This window comes from Bacteroides faecis (assembly GCF_020091505.1).
GTDB classification, from domain to species: domain Bacteria; phylum Bacteroidota; class Bacteroidia; order Bacteroidales; family Bacteroidaceae; genus Bacteroides; species Bacteroides faecis.
In genome coordinates this window covers 665,522-687,256 of record NZ_CP081916.1, presented here as the reverse complement: position 1 = coordinate 687,256, position 21,735 = coordinate 665,522, and the positions used below count along the sequence as shown (strand labels likewise).

General features: G+C 43.5%; 15 protein-coding genes, 1 tRNA gene and 1 pseudogene. 9 read left to right on the top strand and 8 right to left on the bottom strand.

Going from position 1 to position 21,735, the window contains the following annotated elements; genetic code table 11:
- Positions 1-8: 8 nt before the first annotated feature.
- From pyk to K6V30_RS03295, 4 genes are read left to right on the top strand one after another with little or no spacing between them, the layout of a single operon-like run.
- Positions 9-1,466: a pyruvate kinase gene (pyk, locus tag K6V30_RS03310; RefSeq protein ID WP_010535699.1), complete on the top strand. Its 1,458-nt coding sequence runs from the start codon at positions 9-11 to the stop codon at positions 1,464-1,466.
- Between the two features lie 24 nt (positions 1,467-1,490).
- Entirely contained in the window at positions 1,491-2,132 is a 642-nt protein-coding gene (locus tag K6V30_RS03305) for an O-methyltransferase (protein WP_010535698.1), read from the top strand.
- 30 nt (positions 2,133-2,162) lie between these two features.
- Positions 2,163-2,495 carry a 30S ribosome-binding factor RbfA gene (gene rbfA, locus K6V30_RS03300; protein ID WP_010535697.1) on the top strand — a complete coding sequence of 111 codons (333 nt, stop codon included), beginning with the start codon at positions 2,163-2,165 and terminating at the stop codon, positions 2,493-2,495.
- Positions 2,492-3,718 (top strand): FtsX-like permease family protein, encoded by a 1,227-nt coding sequence (locus K6V30_RS03295; protein ID WP_010535696.1) that lies wholly within the window; start codon positions 2,492-2,494, stop codon positions 3,716-3,718. The genes rbfA and K6V30_RS03295 overlap by 4 nt, the downstream gene beginning before the upstream one ends.
- Positions 3,719-4,857: 1,139 nt before the next feature.
- On the opposite strand, the pseudogene K6V30_RS03290 reads toward K6V30_RS03295, so the two are convergent.
- Positions 4,858-5,731 (bottom strand): annotated as a pseudogene (locus tag K6V30_RS03290) (Rpn family recombination-promoting nuclease/putative transposase).
- Positions 5,732-6,038: 307 nt separating this feature from the next.
- On the opposite strand from K6V30_RS03290, the gene K6V30_RS03285 reads away from it, so the two are divergent.
- A complete protein-coding gene (locus K6V30_RS03285; RefSeq protein WP_029425082.1) occupies positions 6,039-6,851 on the top strand; it encodes a class I SAM-dependent methyltransferase in 813 nt (270 codons plus the stop codon).
- A complete protein-coding gene (rsgA, locus tag K6V30_RS03280) occupies positions 6,848-7,903 on the top strand; it encodes a ribosome small subunit-dependent GTPase A (protein ID WP_010535678.1) in 1,056 nt (351 codons plus the stop codon). Before K6V30_RS03285 ends, rsgA begins: the two co-directional genes overlap by 4 nt.
- A gap of 77 nt (positions 7,904-7,980) precedes the next feature.
- Here rsgA and K6V30_RS03275 read toward each other — a convergent pair whose 3' ends face one another.
- Both K6V30_RS03275 and K6V30_RS03270 read right to left on the bottom strand, forming a co-directional pair.
- Positions 7,981-8,991, bottom strand: coding sequence for a 2-oxoacid:ferredoxin oxidoreductase subunit beta (locus K6V30_RS03275; RefSeq protein WP_010535677.1), 1,011 nt, complete (start codon positions 8,989-8,991; stop codon positions 7,981-7,983).
- Positions 8,992-8,994: 3 nt separating this feature from the next.
- Positions 8,995-10,845, bottom strand: a complete 1,851-nt coding sequence (locus tag K6V30_RS03270) for a 2-oxoacid:acceptor oxidoreductase subunit alpha (RefSeq protein WP_010535676.1) — start codon at positions 10,843-10,845, stop codon at positions 8,995-8,997.
- Positions 10,846-11,048: 203 nt separating this feature from the next.
- On the opposite strand from K6V30_RS03270, the gene K6V30_RS03265 reads away from it, so the two are divergent.
- Positions 11,049-11,120, top strand: a tRNA-Arg gene (locus K6V30_RS03265).
- A gap of 172 nt (positions 11,121-11,292) precedes the next feature.
- On the opposite strand, the gene secDF is transcribed toward K6V30_RS03265, so the two are convergent.
- The 5 genes from secDF to K6V30_RS03240 all read right to left on the bottom strand — a co-directional run bounded on the left by secDF (position 11,293) and on the right by K6V30_RS03240 (position 19,251).
- Positions 11,293-14,325 carry a protein translocase subunit SecDF gene (gene secDF / locus K6V30_RS03260; RefSeq protein WP_224207251.1) on the bottom strand — a complete coding sequence of 1,011 codons (3,033 nt, stop codon included), beginning with the start codon at positions 14,323-14,325 and terminating at the stop codon, positions 11,293-11,295.
- Between the two features lie 165 nt (positions 14,326-14,490).
- Positions 14,491-16,578, bottom strand: coding sequence for a M3 family metallopeptidase (locus K6V30_RS03255; protein ID WP_010535674.1), 2,088 nt, complete (start codon positions 16,576-16,578; stop codon positions 14,491-14,493).
- Positions 16,579-16,603: 25 nt separating this feature from the next.
- On the bottom strand, positions 16,604-17,689 hold the full coding sequence (locus K6V30_RS03250) for an endonuclease/exonuclease/phosphatase family protein (protein WP_010535673.1): 1,086 nt from the start codon (positions 17,687-17,689) through the stop codon (positions 16,604-16,606).
- A gap of 4 nt (positions 17,690-17,693) precedes the next feature.
- Complete coding sequence (locus K6V30_RS03245) at positions 17,694-18,596, bottom strand: rhomboid family protein (protein WP_010535672.1); 903 nt, start codon at positions 18,594-18,596, stop codon at positions 17,694-17,696.
- Complete coding sequence (locus K6V30_RS03240; RefSeq protein WP_010535671.1) at positions 18,577-19,251, bottom strand: rhomboid family intramembrane serine protease; 675 nt, start codon at positions 19,249-19,251, stop codon at positions 18,577-18,579. Before K6V30_RS03240 ends, K6V30_RS03245 begins: the two co-directional genes overlap by 20 nt.
- 215 nt (positions 19,252-19,466) lie before the next feature.
- Here K6V30_RS03240 and K6V30_RS03235 point away from each other — a divergent pair, with 215 nt between their 5' ends.
- Both K6V30_RS03235 and argS read left to right on the top strand, forming a co-directional pair.
- Positions 19,467-19,739 carry an HU family DNA-binding protein gene (locus K6V30_RS03235; protein ID WP_008761933.1) on the top strand — a complete coding sequence of 91 codons (273 nt, stop codon included), beginning with the start codon at positions 19,467-19,469 and terminating at the stop codon, positions 19,737-19,739.
- Positions 19,740-19,822: 83 nt separating this feature from the next.
- The gene (gene argS / locus K6V30_RS03230; protein WP_010535669.1) at positions 19,823-21,616 is read left to right on the top strand and encodes an arginine--tRNA ligase; all 1,794 of its coding nucleotides are present in this window, start codon (positions 19,823-19,825) and stop codon (positions 21,614-21,616) included.
- Positions 21,617-21,735 lie beyond the last annotated feature (119 nt).

Sequence of the window (21,735 nt, the reverse complement as noted above, 5' to 3'; positions counted from 1 at the left end):
AAAAGGCTATGTTACTGAAACAGACAAAAATCGTTGCATCCATTTCGGATAGACGTTGCGATGTGGACTTTATAAAACAGCTGTTTGAAGCTGGGATGAATGTAGTGCGTATGAATACGGCTCACGCTAGCCGTGAAGGTTTTGAAGCGTTGATTGCCAATGTTCGTTCCGTATCCAACCGGATTGCGATTCTGATGGATACCAAAGGACCGGAAGTACGTACGACTGCCAATGCGGAACCGATCCCCTATCAGATAGGTGATAAAGTGAAGATTGTCGGTAATCCTGATCAGGAGACGACTCGTGAATGCATTGCTGTTTCGTATCCGGATTTTGTGAACGATTTGAATATCGGAGGACTGGTGTTGATTGATGATGGTGATCTGGAACTGGAAGTGATCGACAAGACCGCCGATTATCTGCTTTGCGAAGTGAAAAACGATGCAACGCTGGGAAGCCGCAAGAGCGTGAACGTACCGGGTGTTCGTATCAATCTTCCTTCATTGACAGAAAAAGACCGCAATAATATACTTTATGCCATCGAAAAAGATATCGATTTCATCGCTCACTCTTTCGTGCGCAACCGTCAGGATGTGCTCGATATCCGTGAGATTCTGGATGCACACAACAGTGATATCCGCATTATTGCCAAGATTGAGAATCAGGAGGGCGTAGACAACATTGACGAGATCCTTGAAGTGGCGGATGGTGTGATGGTAGCCCGTGGCGACTTGGGTATCGAAGTTCCGCAGGAACGTATTCCGGGTATCCAGCGTGTGCTGATCCGCAAATGTATTCTGGCAAAGAAGCCGGTGATTGTTGCAACTCAGATGCTTCATACGATGATCAACAATCCCCGTCCGACTCGTGCGGAGGTGACTGATATTGCAAATGCAATCTATTATCGTACAGATGCTTTGATGCTGAGCGGTGAAACTGCTTATGGCAAATATCCGGTGGATGCAGTGAAGACAATGACTAAGATCGCAGCTCAGGCTGAAAAGGATAAGCTGGAAGAAAACGATATCCGTATTCCGTTGAACGAAAACAGCAACGACGTGACGGCATTCCTCGCTAAACAAGCGGTGAAAGCTACATCGAAACTGAAGATACGCGCTATCATTACAGATAGCTACAGTGGACGGACAGCCCGTAATCTGGCTGCTTTCCGTGGTAAATTCCCGGTGTTGGCTATCTGCTATAAGGAAAAAACGATGCGTCATCTGGCTCTTTCTTACGGTGTGGAAGCTATCTATATGCCGGAATTGGCCAACGGACAGGAATACTACTTTGCCGCTCTGCGCCGTCTTTTGAAAGAGGGACGCTTGCAGCCATCTGATATGGTGGGTTATTTAAGTAGCGGTAAGGCAGGTACGCAAACTTCCTTCCTTGAAATCAACGTTGTGGAAGATGCATTGAAGCATGCGGGAGAAACTGTATTGCCTAACAACAATCGTTATCTCTAACTGTTATTTATAAGACCGGGTTTTATGCAGGAGACTGAATCTATTGATGAATATATTTTGCAGCATATCGATGCTGAAAGTGACTATCTGAAGGCGCTCTATCGGGATACGCATGTGAAATTGCTTCGTCCCCGTATGGCTTCCGGGCACTTACAGGGGCGGATGCTGAAAATGTTCGTGGAAATGATTCGTCCCTGGCAAATACTGGAAATCGGAACGTATAGCGGTTATTCTGCCCTTTGTCTGGCGGAAGGACTCCGGGAGGGCGGAATGTTGCATACGTTTGAGATAAATGATGAACAAGAGGATTTCACCCGTCCCTGGCTGGAGAATTCTCCCTTTGCGGACAAGATCCGATTTTATATCGGAGATGCTCTGGAGCTTGTTCCTCAGTTAGGTATTACGTTCGATCTGGCTTTTGTTGACGGTGATAAACGGATGTACATCGATTATTATGAGATGGTTTTAAAACATCTTTCCGCAGGTGGGTATATTATTGCCGACAATACTTTGTGGGATGGGCATGTGCTGGAGCAACCTCGCAGCTCAGATACGCAGACTATCGGTATCAAGGCTTTTAATGATTTCATCGCTACGGATAGCCGGGTGGAAAAAGTAATTCTTCCTTTGCGTGACGGATTGACGATCATAAGGAAGAAAATTTGAATTATAAATCGTAAAATTGTAAATAAGTTTATGGAAACAACCAGACAGAATAAAATATCTCGCCTGTTACAGAAGGAGTTGAGCGAGATATTCCTGCTTCAAACAAAGGCAATGCCGGGTACATTGGTATCGGTCAGCGCTGTTCGTATCAGTCCCGATATGAGTATCGCCCGTGTTTACCTGAGCGTTTTCCCATCCGAGAAAGCTGAAGAAATAGTGAAGAATATCAATGAGAACATGAAAACCATTCGCTATGAGCTTGGTACTCGTGTACGTCATCAATTACGGATTATCCCCGAATTAAAGTTTTTCGTGGACGATTCGCTGGATTATATTGAGAAGATTGACTCTTTGCTGAAGTGAATTTCCCCTTCTACATAGCCCGGCGTTATCTTTTCTCGAAGAAGAAGCATAATGCTATCAACATTATATCCGGCGTGTCGGTATGCGGGGTAGCGCTTGCTACGCTTGCACTGGTCTGTACGCTTTCCGTCTTTAACGGATTTCAGGATATGGTAGCCAGCTTTTTCACGGCTTTTGATCCTCAACTGAAGATTACGGTCCGTGAAGGAAAAGTATTCGATGGGCAGAATGAAAAAATTCGTGCGGTCTGTGCGCTTCCCGAAGTATCGGTATCTACAGAGACTCTGGAAGAGAATGCGATGGTACAATATAAAGACCGTCAGGCCATGGTAGTGCTGAAAGGGGTAGAAGATAATTTTGAAGATTTAACTGAAATAGACAGCATTCTTTACGGAGCCGGTGAATTTATTCTTCATGATTCGATTGTGAATTATGGAGTGATGGGTGTGGAACTGGTTTCGACTTTGGGCACAGGACTGGCGTTTGTAGATCCTTTGCAGGTGTACCTTCCCAAGCGGAATGCCAAAGTGAATATGGCGAACCCCGGGGCTTCTTTCAATCGCGACTATCTTTATTCACCGGGTGTTGTGTTTGTGGTCAACCAACAGAAGTATGATGAAAGTTATATTCTCACTTCCCTTGATTTTCTTCGTAACTTATTGGACTATACGACAGAGGTTTCCGGCATTGAGCTGAAGCTGAAGCCAAACGCTAATGTGTCATCTGTACAATCTAAAATAGAGAAAATGCTGGGTGATGACTTTGTGGTACAGAACCGTTATCAGCAGCAAGCCGATGTCTTCCGTATCATGGAAATAGAGAAACTGATTTCTTATCTGTTTCTTACTTTTATTCTGATGATCGCCTGTTTCAATGTGATTGGTTCTCTTTCTATGTTGATTTTGGACAAGAAAGACGATGTCATTACATTGCGCAGCCTTGGTGCCAGTGACAAACTTATATCTCGTATCTTTTTATTTGAAGGCCGTCTGATTTCTTTGTTTGGAGCCATTTCCGGTATTATTCTGGGTTTGATATTATGTTTCATCCAGCAGAAGTATGGTCTGATTACCCTTGGCGGAGGGGGTGGTACTTTTGTGGTAGATGCTTATCCGGTGAGTGTCCATCTGTGGGATGTGGTACTTATTTTCATTACAGTGTTGGCAGTAGGATTCTTGTCTGTATGGTATCCGGTTCGCTATTTAAGCAAGCGTTGTATTTAAAAAAGACCGCCATACCGTGGGAAAGAAGGTAATGGCGGCTTCGCAATTAACTGGTTAGGTTAATGACATCTTCACAGATGCCTGGGGTAATTATTAAAATGAAAAGGGGAAATTTCATAGGGATCACAGCTCTGGTAATGATTCACGAATCGGTTCATCGTGCACTTATGCTTTAATCGTTTGTATTTGCAGGGATAAAAGCATTCAGCCCTTCAGTCGCTCTCGCAAACGCCCTGATGGAAGGAGATAGCGGCTGAAGGCTGTTTTTTATATCCCACCTCTGGCACGCTCTGAGAGGGGGGAGTGCTTTCAGCCCCTTCAGCCGGAAAAAATTGGTTCGAGCGCTAGCAAGTTCTGTTTCAATAGAGCCTGTATTTATCTTAAACAGAACCTCTATTGGAGACAAACAGAGCTTCTGTTTGAGGTAAACCGAACCTCTGTTTTTATGAATTATGAACAGTTTATTCATTTCAAATAAGCTGGTATACCATCCACTTTCACTTCGGGAGCGAGTAACCATTACCTCGGTGGTGAGTGGAGTTCAACTCGGTGGTGAGTGAAGTTCATCTCCGGGCTTACAGGATTCAGCCCATATGTCGAGTAACGATCAATTGTATGCAGAGTAGGCATAGCCAATAAACGATGGATTTATGTATGCCCAAGGCTGAAAGGGCTGAAAGCACTCCCTCTTCTCAGAAGGCGCCAGAGGCAGGGTATAAAAAAACAGCCTTCAGTCGCTATCTCCTTCTATCAGGACGTTTGCGAGAGAAACTGAAAAGGCTGAATGCGGTGAACGCTTGATAATATACAATAGAGTAAAGGTAGTACATCTTTCATTCCAATGTTGTACATCTTCGACCCGAACGTAGTACTAGAATCAGACAACTTAAGTACTTGTCCGGAGCAAGTCTTGTACTTATTGGGAAATACTTTAGTGCAAGTTTGCTTCATTCTTACATGGAGACTCGTTCATAAGTAATGAGTCGGGTGAGAATTAGTGAAAAAATGTGTGGTAAATGTATCTGTCCATTCAATTGCAAATGTATCCCTGCCATTCAGATGACTATCATTTCTCTTCATTATCGCTTATGTGGGAAAAGAAATGAAACGGAACAATAGTATATAAACAATCACATCATTTACAACTTCTGAATTTCTTCAGGTAGCAATCCCGTAGCTTTTTGGATTGCCGCTATGTCCAGTCCCATTGATTTCAGATTCCGAGCTATATCCATTCGTCCTTTTTCTATCCCTTTTTCCATTCCTTCCATGCGACCTTCCAATTTAGCCCCATCCAATACGTCATTTTGTATCATTATGGCGCTTAAGTGTTCATCATAAGCATGTCGTTCTTCCGGAGACATATTATAGTAAATCAGCTTTTTGCGGGCTTCTCCCAAGCCGGGAGCTGTAGTATCGTGACGAATACAACCGGTTTTCAGGTACTCAATCCATTCTTCCAGTGGAGTAACGGCTACTTTATTGAATTCATTCACACGAATCAGGAAATACTCCGGAAAAACTTCTGCGGGAAGTTTACGGACGAGGGCATCCTTTTCTTTAGTGGTTATTTCGAGCCGATCTCCGGTGTGTACTCCCGTAAAGTTATTCTGACCATGATACAAATAATCGTCCCCTTTGCCGATATCGAAGTAGAGGATACTTATAGAATAAATCTTTTTCACCTCGTAGTAGCATTCACTCAAAGAAATATGTTCCGTAATCGCTTTCGCCACTCCGTAAAGGATGCGTTCCAGATAATATAATTCACGGGTATTCTGAATCTCTACAATGATTATTTCATCTTTACTATTTCTGGCTTTGATGTTCACACGGTTGAACTTATCATCAATGGTCTGCTGATTACTTTCACTTTCCAACAGTTCGATGATTTTCACGTCTTCGCCCAAAAGCACAGTCAAGAAGCCCTCCAACACACCAAAATTTGCTTTTTGGCGGAGAAGGTACTTTCACTGCCCAATCAAAACGTATATATCTGTCCTGTTGTTCCATATCAGTCTCTTTTTTAAGTTATTGCAAAGCTACGATTTTTTTTTTGATACCGCACGGAAAAGCATTAAATGCTTCTAACTTTTTAGGCATGGATGACATTAAAACATGTTTTTTATTTTGCAGGATCGGAAAGTATTATATATCTTTGCGGCATGACAAAGACATTTAAATCGGATTTGGTTTTATAAACAATCTGTGCTTTTGATACAGATTGTCTCTTCGTTTACTCTCGGATAACTCCTTTCGAGAGTGATTCTTTATTTATTTAATTCAAGTTTAATCTGCGTGCAATGATGAAAGCGTTGTGATGCTTTCTGTGTATGCAAAATACATTACGATAATGAGTAACGAAAATAAAACTATTCATGAATTCGAACTTAATTTAATCTGTGACTTCTTTTCCAATATGGAGCGACAAGGGCCCGGAAGCCCTGAAGTGACACTGAAAGCATTGAGCTTCATAGATAATCTTACCGATAAATCCCTTATCGCCGACATCGGTTGCGGGACGGGCGGTCAGACAATGGTATTGGCGGAACATACGCCGGGACAGATTACCGGGCTGGACTTTCTTTCCGACTTTATTCATATTTTCAACCGTAACGTCCTGCAATCAGGTTTGCAGGACCGGGTAAAAGGTATTGTCGGCTCAATGGATGATCTTCCTTTTCAGAAGGAGGAACTGGATCTGATCTGGTCGGAAGGTGCCATTTATAATATCGGTTTTGAACGGGGACTGAATGAGTGGCGTCAGTATTTGAAACCGGGAGGGTATATTGCTGTTTCCGAAAGTTCGTGGTTTACAGACGAACGCCCCGCGGAAATCAATGACTTCTGGGTAGATGCGTATCCGGAAATAGATACGATTCCTAATCAGGTGGCCAAGATACACAAAGCCGGCTATCTTCCCGTCGCAACATTTATTCTGCCGGAAAACTGTTGGACAGAGCATTATTTTGCTCTGAAGGTTCCGGCGCAGGAGATTTTTCTTCGTAAGTATGCAGGAAATAAAATAGCCGAAGAATTCAGTGCGCTTCAATCGATGGAAGTAGAATTATACCGCAAGTATAAAGAGTTTTACGGTTATGTGTTCTTCATCGCAAAAAAGGTAGGACAATGAACCAGTTAGCTATTTATGGTTGGAATGATAAATTGGACCAGCTGAAACAGGAATCAACCTATAATGCGTTGCCTCATGGCAGGGTATCCGTCGTACATCGTACCTGCTACGAAGTAATTTCTGAAAACGGACAGTTTCAGTGTGAGCTGACAGGAAGTATGATGTATGGAAGATCGGACTTCGAACTGCCTTGTACGGGTGATTGGGTCATCTTTCAGCCGTTTGATGAAAATAAAGGAATCATCGTTGATATGCTTCCCCGTGAGCGGACATTGTATCGTAAGAAAAACGGTACAGTTGCTGATAAACAGGTGATTGCATCTTATGTCGATCAGGCGTTTATTGTACAAAGCCTTGATGATAACTTTAATGTCCGCAGGGCGGAGCGCTTTATGGTTCAGATGCAGGAGGAGAATATCAATGCCGCATGGGTGCTCAACAAAGCCGATTTAGACTTTGACAGACAGGAGATTGAAGAACAAATAAAGCATATATTCCGCCGGATACCGGTGTTTTTTACAAGTATTCGTCAGCCCGAAACGATTCTTCGGTTGCGGGAATCTATCCCGGAAGGCGAAACGGTGGTGTTTGTCGGTTCTTCGGGGGTCGGTAAAAGTTCTCTGGTGAATGCACTTTGTGGGAAATCGTTATTGCTTGCGTCTGATATAAGCCTGTCTACAGGGAAAGGACGGCACACTTCGACTCGACGGGAAATGGTGTTGATGGATGGATCGGGTGTGCTGATCGATACTCCGGGCGTCCGGGAGTTTGGGCTGGCTATGGACGGTGTTGATTCATTGGAAGAAGTGCTGGATATTTCCGATTATGCGAAGGCATGCCGCTTCAAGGACTGCAAGCATATCAATGAACCCGGCTGTGCCGTTTTGGAAGCGGTAAACAGTGGGCTATTGGATGCTAAAGTCTATGAGAGCTACCTGAAACTCCGGCGCGAAGCTTGGCATTTCTCCGCTTCCGAACATGAAAAGCGTAAAAAGGAGAAATCCTTTACGAAACTCGTGGAGGAAGTAAAGAAGCGTAAGGCGAACCGATGATTTGAAAATGAAAAAAGGCGTAGATAAGAGAATGATATCTCTTGTCTGCGCCTTCTCGTTTGCGGATGAAAAGCGAATTATTTCACTTCCCAAGTATCATTAGTCATCAACAGTTCCTGGAAGTTATGATATTTCTTCTTGCCTTTGATGTCTTCGATCTGCTCTGTTACGGCATCATTGTATGTAGGAGCTTCTACTTCGCGGATTACACCGAGTGCAATCGGGAAATCGGGACCCTCCATCAATGCCAGTTTTAACTGAAGCGTATTGTCTTGGCAGTGAGCATCATGAACGAGAATGTCTTTTTCTGTGATTCCATTTTCGCCAAGTTTCACTACTTTCAGTCCGAAACCTTCCTGCATCAAACCAAACTCTTTGTTTTCACCAAACAACATCGGTTTGCCGTGTTCCAGATAGATTGCGTTCTTCGCACGTCCTTCTTTCGTTGCAACGGAAGCATGAGTTCCGTCGTTAAAGATGACGCAGTTTTGCAGAACTTCTACTACAGATGCGCCTTTGTGATTGGCGGCTGCTTTCAATACTTCTACAGAAGCGGCGCCGTCTACTGCTATACAGCGGGCAAAGAAACGTCCGCGGGCACCGAAGGCAAGTTCTGCCGGGTGGAACGGATCTTCTACTGTTCCGTAAGGGGATGATTTGCTGACGAATCCGCGTTCCGAAGTCGGTGAGTATTGTCCTTTTGTCAATCCGTAGATGCGGTTGTTCAGTAGGATCATGTTCAGGTCGATGTTACGGCGAACAGCGTGGATGAAGTGGTTACCACCAATAGCCAGACCGTCACCGTCACCGGAGATCTGCCAGATCGTCAAATCCGGATTAGCTACCTTTGCACCTGTTGCAACAGCAGCAGCACGTCCGTGAATGGTGTGGAAGCCATATGTGTTCACATAATAAGGCAGACGGGAAGAACAACCGATACCCGAAATTACGGCGATGTTATGCGGAGCTACTCCCAGTTCAGCCATTGCCTTGTGCAGTGAGTTCAGGAAAGCGTGGTCACCGCATCCCGGACACCAGCGAGGTTGGCCTGATTTATAATCTTGTACGGTATATACTTTATCGCTCATCTCTTATTCCTCCAATAATTTAGTAAATGCATCTATCAATTCTCTCGTAACGAAAGGCTGGCCTTTCACTTGGTTGAACTGGCTGATGTTCAGTCCAGGTATTTTCATGCGCAGATATCCGGCAAATTGTCCCAGATTCTGTTCAGCTACTACAATCTTCTTGTATTTACGTAATACGTCTGCTGTGTTCTTAGGCAGCGGATTGATGTATTGGAAGTGTGCAAAGGCTACCTTCTTTCCATGATCGCGCATAAAGTCCATAGCCAGACGAAGATGTCCGTAGGTGCCACCCCAGCCAACAATCAGTAGGTCTGCGTCTTTATCGCCCAGCACTTCAAGTTCGGGAATATAGTCTGCAATCTTGTCTACTTTGGCCTGACGCAGGTGAACCATCTTGTTATGATTTTCGGGTTCGGTAGAGATGGCGCCGTTCTCGTTGCTCTTTTCAAGACCACCGATACGGTGCATAAATCCTTCTGTTCCCGGGATTGCCCAATAGCGTGCACCAGTTTCTGCATTACGTTGATATGGAGTCCAGTTACCAGCCATGTCCGGAGTTACATACGGAGGTTTGATAGCAGGATATTCGTCCAGATTAGGAAGTTTCCAGGCAGCAGAACCGTTGGCTACGAAAGCATCGGTGAGTAATACAACCGGAGTCATATGCTCCAAAGCAATCTTGGCAGCCATATAAGCAGCGTCAAAACAATTAGTGGGGGAAGTAGCAGCGATGACCGGCATCGGGCTTTCACCGTTACGTCCGTAAAGTGCTTGCAGCAAGTCTGTTTGTTCCGACTTGGTAGGCAGACCTGTAGATGGACCACCACGCTGTACGTTGACAATGACCAAAGGAAGTTCGCCGATTACAGCAAGATTCATCGCCTCACTTTTCAGACAAACACCCGGTCCGGAAGTAGTAGTTACTGCCAGAGCACCGGCAAAAGCGGCGCCAACTGCCGAAGCACATCCGGCAATTTCGTCTTCGCACTGTACGGTTTTTACACCCAGTGATTTATGTTTGGATAATTCGTGCAGAATATCTGTTGCCGGAGTGATAGGGTATGAACCCAGATAGAGTTCCAGACCGGCTTTTTCAGCGGCAGCAATCAATCCGTAAGATGTTGCTTTGTTGCCATTAATATCTGTATAAAGTCCTTTTGATTTCGGAGCTTTGCTTTCAATCTTATAAGTAGAGGTAGAAGCGTGAGTATTGGCACCATAGTTATAACCATCATTCAATACCTTTATATTTGCTTCTGCTATTTCGGGTTTCTTTGCGAATTTCTCGCGCAGCATCTTTTCTGCTGCTGCCAGGCTGCGGTTGAATAACCAGCAAACCAGTCCGAGAGCAAACATGTTCTTGCAACGGAGAATAGACTTGTTGTCCAGTCCGGAATCTTTCAGGCTTTCTTTGCACATAGAAGAAATGGGCACTTCCAACACTTCTTGTTTAACGCCTAATTCTTCGAAAGGATTGTCGGTCTTGAATTGTGCTTTTTCCAGGTCTCTGGCTTCGAACGAGTCGGAGTCGGTGATGATAAGTCCTTGCGGTTTACAGAATTTGATTTGTGTTTTCAGTGCGGAGGGGTTCATCGCTACTAATACGTGGCAACGGTCTCCTGGAGTGTACACCTGTCCTGCACCAATGTGAACCTGAAAACCGGAAACACCGGTCAGCGAACCTTGCGGAGCACGGATGTCTGCCGGATAGTCAGGGAATGTACAAATGTCATTTCCTACCGTAGCCGACACGTTCGAGAAGATGTTGCCTGCCAGCTGCATACCATCGCCGGAGTCGCCGGAGAAACGTACTACTACTTCCTCCAATTCTTTAACCATCATTTCGTCTGCCATAACTTTAATTACTATATTTAATTTAAAAACTGATTTTACTTTCAATTTGTGAGTGCAAAGGTCGGAAAGTTAATCGAATTATCAAAATAAATCGTACTTTATTGTCCTATTGACGCCAAATATTTGAAATTGCTGAAAGGAACCTGCATTTTTATTCTTGTTAAATCGACAGAAACCGTTATCTTTGCAACCAAAATAAAAGCGGCCTTGTAGTTCAACGGATAGAATAGAAGTTTCCTAAACTTTAGATAGGGGTTCGATTCCCCTCGGGGCTACTTAAGAAGATCTGTAGGGAGCTGTGTTGTTTGCTTTCATACTGTACAAGTTTAAAGTTTTACAATGGTCTCTTTTAAGATTAACGTCTTATAGCTTCTATTTGTTTTAATAATCAATAGAAAAAGCCTCTTCCGAATATTCGGAAGAGGCTTTTTCTATTTCTGGATTGTATTAATCTTCCGTAGTAGTTGTTACTACTTTTTTGCTCTTCATCATGTTGTATGCAATCGGAGATGCAATAAACAATGAAGATAAAGTACCGATCACAACACCGAGGATCATAGCGAATGCGAAGCTGCGAATTGAATCACCACCGAGGATGAAGATACACAGCAATACGATCAACGTACTCAATGAAGTATTGATGGTACGAGCCAGTGTCGTGTTCAGAGAGTCATTGAACAACTGACGTTTGTCGCGTTTCGGATACAAGCCGAAGAACTCACGTACACGGTCGAAGATTACCACCTTATCATTAATAGAGTAACCGATAGCTGTCAGGATAGCACCGATAAATGTCTGGTCGATTTCCAATGAGAACGGAACGAATCCCCACAACAGTGAGTAAGCACCGATAATCATGATCGTATCACAAGTCAGAGCTACGATAGAACCAATACTGTAAGCGATGTTGCGGAAACGGATCAAGATATACAGACCGATAGCGATCAGAGCCAGAACAACTGACCATACGGCACCTGTCTTGATATCGTCTGCGATACTCGGACCTACTTTCTGTGAACTTACGATACTACCACCTGTGTGATTGTCACGGTCGATGAAAGTAGCCAGTGTGATGTTCTGTGTCAGCAACGGCTTCAGTGTTTCGTATAAGTATGATTCGATCTCAGAGTCTACATTGTTACCTTCGTCTGCGATACGGTAGTTGGTACTGATACGTACTGTTTTCTTGTCTGTACCGATAGCGATCACATTTACATTTACATCTTCACCAAACTTGTCAGCGATCAGTTCACGAACTTGTTCCGGTTCTACCGGATTCTCGAATTGTACCTTGAAGTTACGTCCACCGGTGAAGTCAATACTTTGACTTAAACCACGTAATGCAAACGAACCAATACAAACAAGGATAATAGCGCTTACGATGATCAGTGACTTCTTATTGGTTCCCATGAAGTCGAAACGGGTATTTACCAGCAAGTTTCTGGAAATCTTGGAAGTAAATGTCAGGTTCAGCCACTTGTCTTTATTCATGAAGTGTTCGTAAACCAGACGAGTCATGAACACAGCAGTGAAGAAGGATACAAGGATACCGATAATCAATGTAGTGGCAAAACCACGGATAGGACCTGTACCGAAGTTGAACAGGATGATACCGGTGATGATAGATGTTAGGTTGGAGTCGAAGATAGCAGAGAAGGCATTTGAATAACCGTCAGCCAATGCTTTCTTCACACCCTTGCCGGCACGAAGCTCTTCTTTTGTACGTTCATAGATAAGTACGTTCGCATCCACCGCCATACCGAGTGACAACACCATACCGGCAATACCGGACATGGTCAGTGCCGCCTGGAAGGATGAAAGGATACCCAGCGTGAAGAAGAAGTTCAGGAACAATGCGCAGTTGGCAACCATACCCGGGATGAAGCCATACATGGAACACATATAGATCATCAACAGTATCAAAGCTACAACGAATGAGAAAATACCTGCGTTAATAGATTCCTGACCCAGAGACGGACCTACGATATCTTCCTGTACGATGTGAGCCGGAGCCGGCATCTTACCTGATTTCAATACGTTAGCTAAGTCCTTTGCCTGTTCCGGAGTGAAGTGACCTGTAATCTGTGAGCGTCCGCCTGTGATTTCAGAGTTTACGTTCGGAGCAGAATATACATAATTATCAAGAACGATAGCGATAGAACGACCGATGTTCTGCTTGGTCAACTGTGCCCAGCGGCGTGCACCGTCAGAGTTCATTGTCATGCTGACAGCCGGTTTACTGTATTGGTCGAATTCATCTTTTGCATCTGTTACTACGTCACCTTCCAACGGAGCTTTACCGTTACGTTCAGTAGATTTGATGGCATACAGTTCGAATGTCTGTCCTTTTTTATCGAATTCAGAAGGAGAAACGCCCCATTTCAGACGAAGATCCTTCGGAAGTTCTGACTGGATTTCGGGCATGCTCAGATATCTGTTGATATCAGCAGTATCCTTATAGTTAGCATAGCCGATAACCGGACCCTGACCGCTTGAATTCAACTGAAGAATAGCCAGCAACGGATATTGCTTTTTGATTTCTTCCATGTTTGCTCCAGCTTTTTCGTCTTTGGCATCTCCTTTCAGAGTAGCTGCGAGGCTGTCGGCAACGCTTACGGCTTTTTTGGCCGGAGTAGCTTCTGTCAGTTTGGCTGCAGGGATTGTGTCTGCTGTTGTGTTAGTAGCTGTAGAGTCAGCAGCCGTTTCCTGTGACAGGATAGCACGCAATTTTGAGTCAGCCGATTGCATAGCCGGAAGAATCTCTTTTGCAGTATATGTTTCCCAGAATTCGAGGTTAGCCGAACCTTGAAGAAGTTTTCTCACACGTTCCGGCTCCTTGATACCCGGAAGTTCCACCATGATACGGCCCATCTTATCTTCGAGGCTTTGGATGTTCGGCTGAACAACACCAAAGCGGTCGATACGGGTACGAAGCACGTTGTATGAGTTTTCAACGGCAGCCTTTACTTCTGCTCTCAATACTTTTTCTACTTCAGCATCTGATGATTTCTGGTTAACTTTATCTTTCAACTGTTGTGTCGCGAAGAGTTCAGAAAGTTTTGCGCCCGGAGCAGTCTTCTGGTATTCTCTGACGAACAAGGTAATGATGTCGTCCTGGCTGTTGACAGCTTGCTTTGCAGCTTCATTCAACGCTTTGTTGAAATTCTCATCTGGCTTGTTGTCAGCCAATGCTCTGATAACATCAGGCACAGAGACTTCAAGGATAACATTCATACCACCTTTTAGGTCCAAACCTAAACTGATCTCCATTTCACGACAATCTTTCAGCGTCCAGTTCCACAGCATTACTTTCTCATTGGAGAGAGAGTCAAGGTAGTCTTGTTCTACTTTCGGGTCACCGTTCGCAATCTCTTTCGCCTTATTTGTGTAATGGCGAGTTACGAAGGAGAAGGAGAGGTAGAACACGCATACCAGCGTGAGTAGTACCGCAAAAAACTTTACAAATCCTTTGTTTTGCATTTTACTTTTAATTTATGATGATTACTTTTTTAATTTAATTTTCAGTTAAATTCTGTCGTATACAAGTTCTTTTTGCCGCATACAAGGCTGCAAATATAGTTTTTTTTTCACATTCATATGTAATAAGCCCTCAAATATTTGATGTTTAAGGGCTTTTTTGCCGTTTTATTTCATTCCTCTGTTTTTCAGTAGCGGCTCCAGACTCGGTTCTGCACCGCGGAAATTCTTATAAAGTATCATCGGATCTTCGCTGTCTCCCTTCTCCAATACGTTGTAGCGGAACAGGTCGGCTGTATTTTTATCAAAGATTCCATGTTCTTTGAACGCTTCAAAGGCATCATTGTCAAGTACATTCGCCCAAAGGTAACTGTAGTATCCGGCAGCGTATCCGCCAATGATATGATTGAAGTATGTGACACGGTAACGGGGAGCTATTTCGGGGATCAGTCCGAGCTTGTCCATCGCTTCTTTTTCGAAAGCGAGCATATCCAGATTATTTACATCTGTTATCATATGAAGGTTCATGTCGAGAATGGCGGCAGCCAGTAACTCGGTAGTCATGAATCCTTGGTTGAATGTTTTCTGTTTCAGAATCTTTTCGATGATTTCATCGGGGATTACTTCACCGGTTTGATAATGTTTCGCATACATTTTCAGTACTTCCGGTTCGGTGGCCCAGTGTTCGTTGATCTGAGAAGGAAGTTCAACAAAGTCGCGTACAACATTGGTACCGGAGGTTCCTTTGTATTCGCACTTTGTCAGCAAGCCATGCAGCGCATGACCGAACTCGTGGAATAAGGTCTCTACTTCGTCCATTGTCAACAAAGAAGGAGTGTCGCCGACAGGTTTGGTGAAACTGCATACGTTGCATACCAACGGACGGGTTGTTCCCTGCTGTTCGCGGTAATTGCTCATCCATGCGCCGCCGCTTTTTCCGGAACGGGGGAAATAGTCAACATAGAAAATACCCAGTTGGGAGCCGTCGGCGTCTTTCACTTCGAAGACTTCCACATCCGGATGGTAAGTTGGGATACCTTCCAGTTTGCTCAGAGTGATACCATATAATTTGTTGGCGACTGCAAAAGCTCCTTCGCGTACATTTTCCAGTTTGAAGTAAGGCTTGGTGTCTTCTTCGGAGAGGTTGTATTTCTCTTTGCGAAGTTTCTCGGTGTAATACCACCAGTCCCATGCTTCCAATTTCTCGCCTTTGCCTTCTTTATCCATTAACTGTTGGAGTTCTGTGGCTTCGACTTTCGCTTTCGGCAAGGCATAGCTCCAAAGGTCATTCAGCAGACTCATTACATTGCTGTCATTCTTTGCCATTGTTTCGTCCAGTACAAAGTTGGCATAGTTATTGAAACCTAATAAGTTAGCTTTTTCCAGACGGAGGGAGACAATCTTCCGGATGGTTTCTTTATTGTCATTCTTGTCGTTATTGTTTCCACGGTTGATGTATGCCTTATACATTTTCTCGCGGAGCGGGCGATTCTCTGAGTATTGCAGGAACGGCAGGCGGCTGGCATTGTGAAGGGTGAACAGCCACTTTCCGGATTGTCCGGCAGCTTTAGCCTCTTCGGCTGCACTTTGGCAGAACCATTCGGGCAATCCGGATAAATCTTCTTTTTTGTCTACGAAAAGTTGGAAGGCATTGTTTTCATTCAGAACATTATTGCTGAATGTAATACCCAAGGTAGAAAGTTCTTTGTTGATTTCGCGGAGACGCGCCTGTTTCTCTGTATCTAAATTAGCTCCCGAACGGACGAAACTTTTGTAGGTTTTATCCAGCAGACGTTTCTGTTCTGTGGTCAGATTCATTGAATCTTTCTGTTGGTATACAGCGTTTACACGTTTGAAAAGTTCTTGATTCAGAGAGATGTTATCTTCGTGCTCGGAAAGGACTGGTGCCATTTTGATAGAGAGCTCGGTCAGTTCATCGGTTGTTTCCGCATCCGTCATATTGAAGAAAATGGCACTTACACGGTCCAGAATGGGTGCGCTGTTGTCCAAAGCTACAATCGTGTTGTCGAAGGTAGGTACTTCCGGGCTTTCGATAATTGCCTGGATATTCTGGTTCTGTTCTTCAATACCTTTCAAAAAGGCGGGTTCGTAATGTTCCAGTTTGATTTTATCGAAGGAAGGAACACCATACTCTGTTTGAAATTCAGTGAAGAAAGGATTGCTTTCTGTTTTTGTTCCACAGGAGTACATCATACAACTTGCTGCTAAAATGGTTAAAGTTTTTCTAATCATCATGGTATTTATTAAAGTTTTTTCTGTTTTATTGCTTGCCTATATAGCACCAGATCGGGTAATGGTCCGAATCTTTAATCGAACGGTCTACGGTACAGTTATAGGCTTTCAGATTGGGACTGATCAGAATATTGTCTATCCGGAAATAGAATTTATTCAGATTATAGGAGATACCCAGTCCCCTGCCGGATTGTGTGAAAGCGTCATCCAGTTGTTGTGTAAGGATGCGATGGGTGTACGAAATGGAAGCGTCGTTGAAGTCGCCACAGGCAATAATAGTGGGATATTGGCTGTTTGCAATGATGCTGGCTACGGAATCCGCCTGTGAAGAACGGATGGCTGATGCTTCCGCCAGTTTCTTTATTAATTGTCGGAGCCCCGTTTTTACTTTCTTTGCGTCCGGGTCTTTTATCATATCCTCATAGATTACCTTGTCTTCTTTCGTCAGTTTGTTGGATTCTAGATGGTTGTTTATGAGGGTAATGGTGTCTTCATTTACTTTCAGAGTGTACTGCATTGATCCATTGTAAGTACTTTCATATTGGATGGGACGTGCCGAAAGTATGGGAAACTTAGAGAAGCAAGCTAACTGGCTGCCTCCTTTTTCCGGATTGTGGATAGAGCGGTAAGGATATGCCTTTAATGCTTTCCTAATGTCTTCTGCTGTCAGATATTTCTTGTTTCCAGTTGAATTGTACTCTTGAAGGCAGATGATATCAGCTTTGCTGTCGGCAAGGTAGGATAATATTGGATTTTTTTCGTCCTTCTTTTCTAAATTGTTAAACCCCATAACGTTGTAGGACAAGAACTTGATGCTGCCGTCCGGTATCGTTTCTACCGTAAAATTAATGGGGATATAGGTCCGTATTTGTGGGATACATACCAGAAACCCGATGATCGGCAGTAAGGCATAGCGATAGCTGATGATGGTCCAAAAGATAACAAAGCATAGGTTGATAGCCAGAAATATAGGGAAAGCAAGCCCCAGACAGGAAGCTATCGGATGTATTTTGGGTTGGAGATATGGGCTATAGGCACTCAAAATCAACATCCCTACAAAGAGGGCGTTGATTGCTAATATCAAATAAAGGACAAATTTGCCAATGTGTTCCATTCTTTTATCTTTTGCTTGCGTCGAACAAGCTCTTCTTCTCTTCCGTCGTCAGGCTTTCATAACCGGATTTTTTCAGCTTCTCCAAAATACGGTCTACCTCATCCGATTGTGCTTTCTTACGGGCATTATAATCATAATCTTTCTCGCGACTTGTATCGCTTCCATAGTGTACTTTCATTTTGGGTTTGCGTTTCCATGCCTTTTTCTGAAACAGGGAAGCGAAGCCGTCGATGAACCAGTTAATGCCGGAAGTCAGATCTTTTCCTTTGCTCAGGCTGGCTGCAAACCAGAGTCCGGCAAGTGCACCGCCTAAGTGTGCGATATGTCCTCCTGCATTATTGGAAGTAATAAAGAGTAAGTCTGTTCCGATAACGATCAGTGCCAGATACTTTAAACGAACGGCGCCAAAAAGGAAAAGCTGTACCCGATAGTTCGGTTCTCTGTAAGCGGTAGCTGCTACGATGGCCAGCACGGAGGCAGAAGCACCAACCAATGTAGCGTGCGGTAATACCTCGCTAAAATAAGGGAATATGTTATAAGCTGCCATGTAGAACAACCCTCCACAGATACCTCCTAATACATATACCCCCCGCAAGTGTTTTCCCGAGAAGAAATAGAGAAACAAACTTCCGAACCAGTATAGCCAGAGCATGTTGAACAAGATATGCAGGAAACCTGCATGCATAAACATGTAGGTAAGTAATGACCATGGCTGGATGATAAACCGGTGAAGGGAAGCCGGAAGGGCGAATAAATCGAATATCCCCGCTGCACTAAGGTTGAACAACTGCAATACTACACTAATTAACGTACCGATAACGAAGATTCCTACGTTAATATAAATCAGTCGGATGAAAGTGTTTCCTCTTCTGAATGTTTCTTTTAAATCAGCTATAATATGTCCCATTATTTCTACTTTTTTTTCTCCAATACATAATCAGGATAAATCCGAATATCATACCTCCCAAGTGGGCAAAGTGGGCTACATTATCTCCGGGATTATTAGCAAAGCCGGCATACAGTTCGATCAAAGCATAACCGATAACGAAGTATTTGGCTTTGATAGGGAAAGGCAGCGGAAAGATGAATAGCTGGTTGTTGGGGAACAACATACCGAATGCGAGCAAAATGGCATATACAGCTCCCGAAGCGCCCACGGTAGTCAGCATATTTAGAAAATCTCCCATGGGAATGATGCCTGTTCCTATATCCACCTGTGAATAGTGGCTGTAGTCCACTACATATTTAATGTATTGCACTCCTTCTTGGATAAGTCCTGCGCCGATACCACAGACGATATAATAAAAAAGGAAACGTTTCGGTCCCCAGGTCCGTTCAAGAACAGTTCCAAACATGAAAACAGCAAACATATTGAAAAAAATGTGGCTGAACCCGCCATGCATGAACATATAAGTGATAAGCTGTGCCGGATTGAAGTCACTGGCGAGGAAAAAATGTAATCCCAGATAATTAGTCAGATCGATACCGTATCGTTGAGCGACAAGTGTCCCGAAAAAGACTAGTACATTGATAATTATCAGGTTTTTAGTTACAGTTGGCATAATTTTATATTCTGAATATTTAAGTAATGAACGCAAAAGTACGAATAAATTCTGTTTTAAAGCATGGAAAAGCTTCCCTATTAGCTCTTTTTCAATAATTTGCTGCGTTTTTTTTATGTTTTTATTTGATATATTGTTTTGTTCATCTATATTTGTAAAGTCGTAATGGGAAATCTTTTGTGTAACATATATATTAATTAATCATTTTACGTATCATGAATAAGTCTGAACTTATTAGTGCAATGGCTGCTGAAGCTCAAATGAGTAAAGCCGATGCGAAGAAAGCTCTTGATGCTTTCATTTCTTCAGTTACTAACGCTATGAAAGCTGGTGATAAGGTAGCTTTGGTTGGTTTTGGAACGTTCTCTGTAAGTGAAAGAGCGGCAAGAACTGGTATTAATCCTTCTACAAAGGCGGCTATTACTATTCCTGCAAAGAAAGTAGCTAAGTTTAAAGCTGGTGCTGAATTGTCTGCAGCTGTTGAATAAACATATAGTTGAAAGAAATTAGAAGAGGGAGGCGCGATACGTCTCCTTTTTTTGTATCTTTGCGCGCAAGAAACAACTTGATTATGAAGATAGAAGATAAACTTGTAGCGTCCGTCATCAACGGACTAAAAGCACTTTACGGTCAGGAAGTCCCTGAGAAGATGGTGCAGTTGCAAAAAACCAAGAAGGAATTTGAAGGACATTTGACGCTGGTAGTGTTCCCTTTTCTGAAAATGTCAAGAAAAGGACCGGAACAGACAGCTCAGGAAATTGGTGAATATCTGAAGGCAAATGAATCTGCTGTAGCTGCTTTCAATGTAATAAAAGGCTTTTTGAATCTGACTATTGCGTCGGCTACCTGGATTGAGTTGCTGAATGAGATTCAATCAGATGAACAGTACGGTTTGGTAAAAGCTACCGAGGCTTCTCCGTTAGTTATGATTGAGTACTCTTCACCGAATACCAACAAGCCGCTTCATTTAGGGCATGTGCGTAACAATCTTTTAGGAAATGCGCTGGCTAACATCGTTGCTGCAAACGGAAACAGAGTGGTAAAGACGAATATAGTAAATGACCGTGGCATTCATATCTGTAAATCCATGCTGGCATGGAAGAAATATGGAAATGGAGAAACTCCTGAAAGTACAGGCAAGAAAGGTGACCATCTGGTTGGCGACTATTATGTGTCTTTTGACAAGCATTATAAAGCGGAACTTGCCGAACTGATGGAAAAAGGCATGACAAAAGAAGAAGCAGAAGCTGCTTCTCCGTTGATGCAGGAAGCCCGTGAAATGTTGGTGAAATGGGAAGCCGGCGATCCGGAAGTACGTTCTTTATGGGAAATGATGAACAGCTGGGTGTATGCCGGATTTGATGAGACTTACCAAAAGATGGGTGTCAGCTTCGATAAGATATATTATGAATCCAACACTTATCTTGAAGGAAAAGAGAAAGTGATGGAGGGACTGGAAAAAGGCTTTTTCTTTAAAAAAGAGGACGGGTCTGTTTGGGCTGACCTGACTGCTGAAGGGCTCGATCATAAACTGCTTCTTCGCGGCGACGGCACATCTGTTTATATGACTCAGGACATCGGTACAGCGAAACTTCGTTTTGCTGATTATCCGATTGATAAGATGATTTATGTTGTGGGTAACGAACAGAATTATCATTTCCAAGTACTTTCTATCCTGTTAGATAAACTGGGTTTTGAATGGGGAAAAGGTCTTGTACATTTCTCTTATGGTATGGTGGAACTGCCGGAAGGTAAGATGAAATCTCGTGAAGGTACAGTGGTTGATGCTGACGACCTGATGGAAGAGATGGTGTCAACAGCCAAAGAAACTTCGCAGGAATTGGGAAAACTGGATGGTCTGACACAGGAAGAGGCAGATGATATTGCCCGTATTGTTGGTCTGGGTGCTTTGAAATACTTTATTCTTAAAGTAGACGCCCGCAAGAATATGACTTTCAATCCGAAAGAGTCTATTGACTTCAATGGTAATACAGGACCGTTCATTCAATATACGTATGCCCGTATTCAGTCTGTGCTTCGTAAAGCTGCTGAGTCCGGTATTGTGATACCGGAACAGATTCCTGTCGGTATCGAACTGAGCGAGAAAGAGGAAGGACTGATCCAGATGGTGGCTGATTTTGCAGCAGTTGTAAAACAGGCCGGAGAAGACTACAGTCCGTCTATTATCGCAAATTATACGTATGATCTGGTGAAAGAATATAACCAGTTCTACCACGACTATAGTATTCTGCGTGAAGAGAATGAGGCGGTAAAAATATTCCGTATTGCTTTGTCTGCCAATGTGGCCAAAGTAGTTCGTTTGGGAATGAGCTTGCTGGGTATTGAGGTTCCTTCCAGAATGTAATACCTGCTCTGAACAAAATACTCTTTTACGGGGTTTCTTTAATAGGTATATTAAAGGAATCCCGTATGTTTTATTCACCTCATCCCTTGTTCAGAAAGAGAGAAACGGAAACAGCTACC

Coding starts and splice junctions, on each gene's coding strand:
- argS (WP_010535669.1), top strand. CDS start 19,823: ATGAAGATAGAAGATAAACTTGTAGCGTCCGTCATCAACGGACTAAAA.
- secDF (WP_224207251.1), bottom strand. CDS start 14,325: ATGCAAAACAAAGGATTTGTAAAGTTTTTTGCGGTACTACTCACGCTG.
- rsgA (WP_010535678.1), top strand. CDS start 6,848: ATGAACCAGTTAGCTATTTATGGTTGGAATGATAAATTGGACCAGCTG.
- K6V30_RS03240 (WP_010535671.1), bottom strand. CDS start 19,251: ATGCCAACTGTAACTAAAAACCTGATAATTATCAATGTACTAGTCTTT.
- pyk (WP_010535699.1), top strand. CDS start 9: ATGTTACTGAAACAGACAAAAATCGTTGCATCCATTTCGGATAGACGT.
- K6V30_RS03255 (WP_010535674.1), bottom strand. CDS start 16,578: ATGATGATTAGAAAAACTTTAACCATTTTAGCAGCAAGTTGTATGATG.
- K6V30_RS03285 (WP_029425082.1), top strand. CDS start 6,039: ATGCTTTCTGTGTATGCAAAATACATTACGATAATGAGTAACGAAAAT.
- K6V30_RS03235 (WP_008761933.1), top strand. CDS start 19,467: ATGAATAAGTCTGAACTTATTAGTGCAATGGCTGCTGAAGCTCAAATG.
- K6V30_RS03245 (WP_010535672.1), bottom strand. CDS start 18,596: ATGGGACATATTATAGCTGATTTAAAAGAAACATTCAGAAGAGGAAAC.
- rbfA (WP_010535697.1), top strand. CDS start 2,163: ATGGAAACAACCAGACAGAATAAAATATCTCGCCTGTTACAGAAGGAG.
- K6V30_RS03250 (WP_010535673.1), bottom strand. CDS start 17,689: ATGGAACACATTGGCAAATTTGTCCTTTATTTGATATTAGCAATCAAC.
- K6V30_RS03305 (WP_010535698.1), top strand. CDS start 1,491: ATGCAGGAGACTGAATCTATTGATGAATATATTTTGCAGCATATCGAT.
- K6V30_RS03270 (WP_010535676.1), bottom strand. CDS start 10,845: ATGGCAGACGAAATGATGGTTAAAGAATTGGAGGAAGTAGTAGTACGT.
- K6V30_RS03275 (WP_010535677.1), bottom strand. CDS start 8,991: ATGAGCGATAAAGTATATACCGTACAAGATTATAAATCAGGCCAACCT.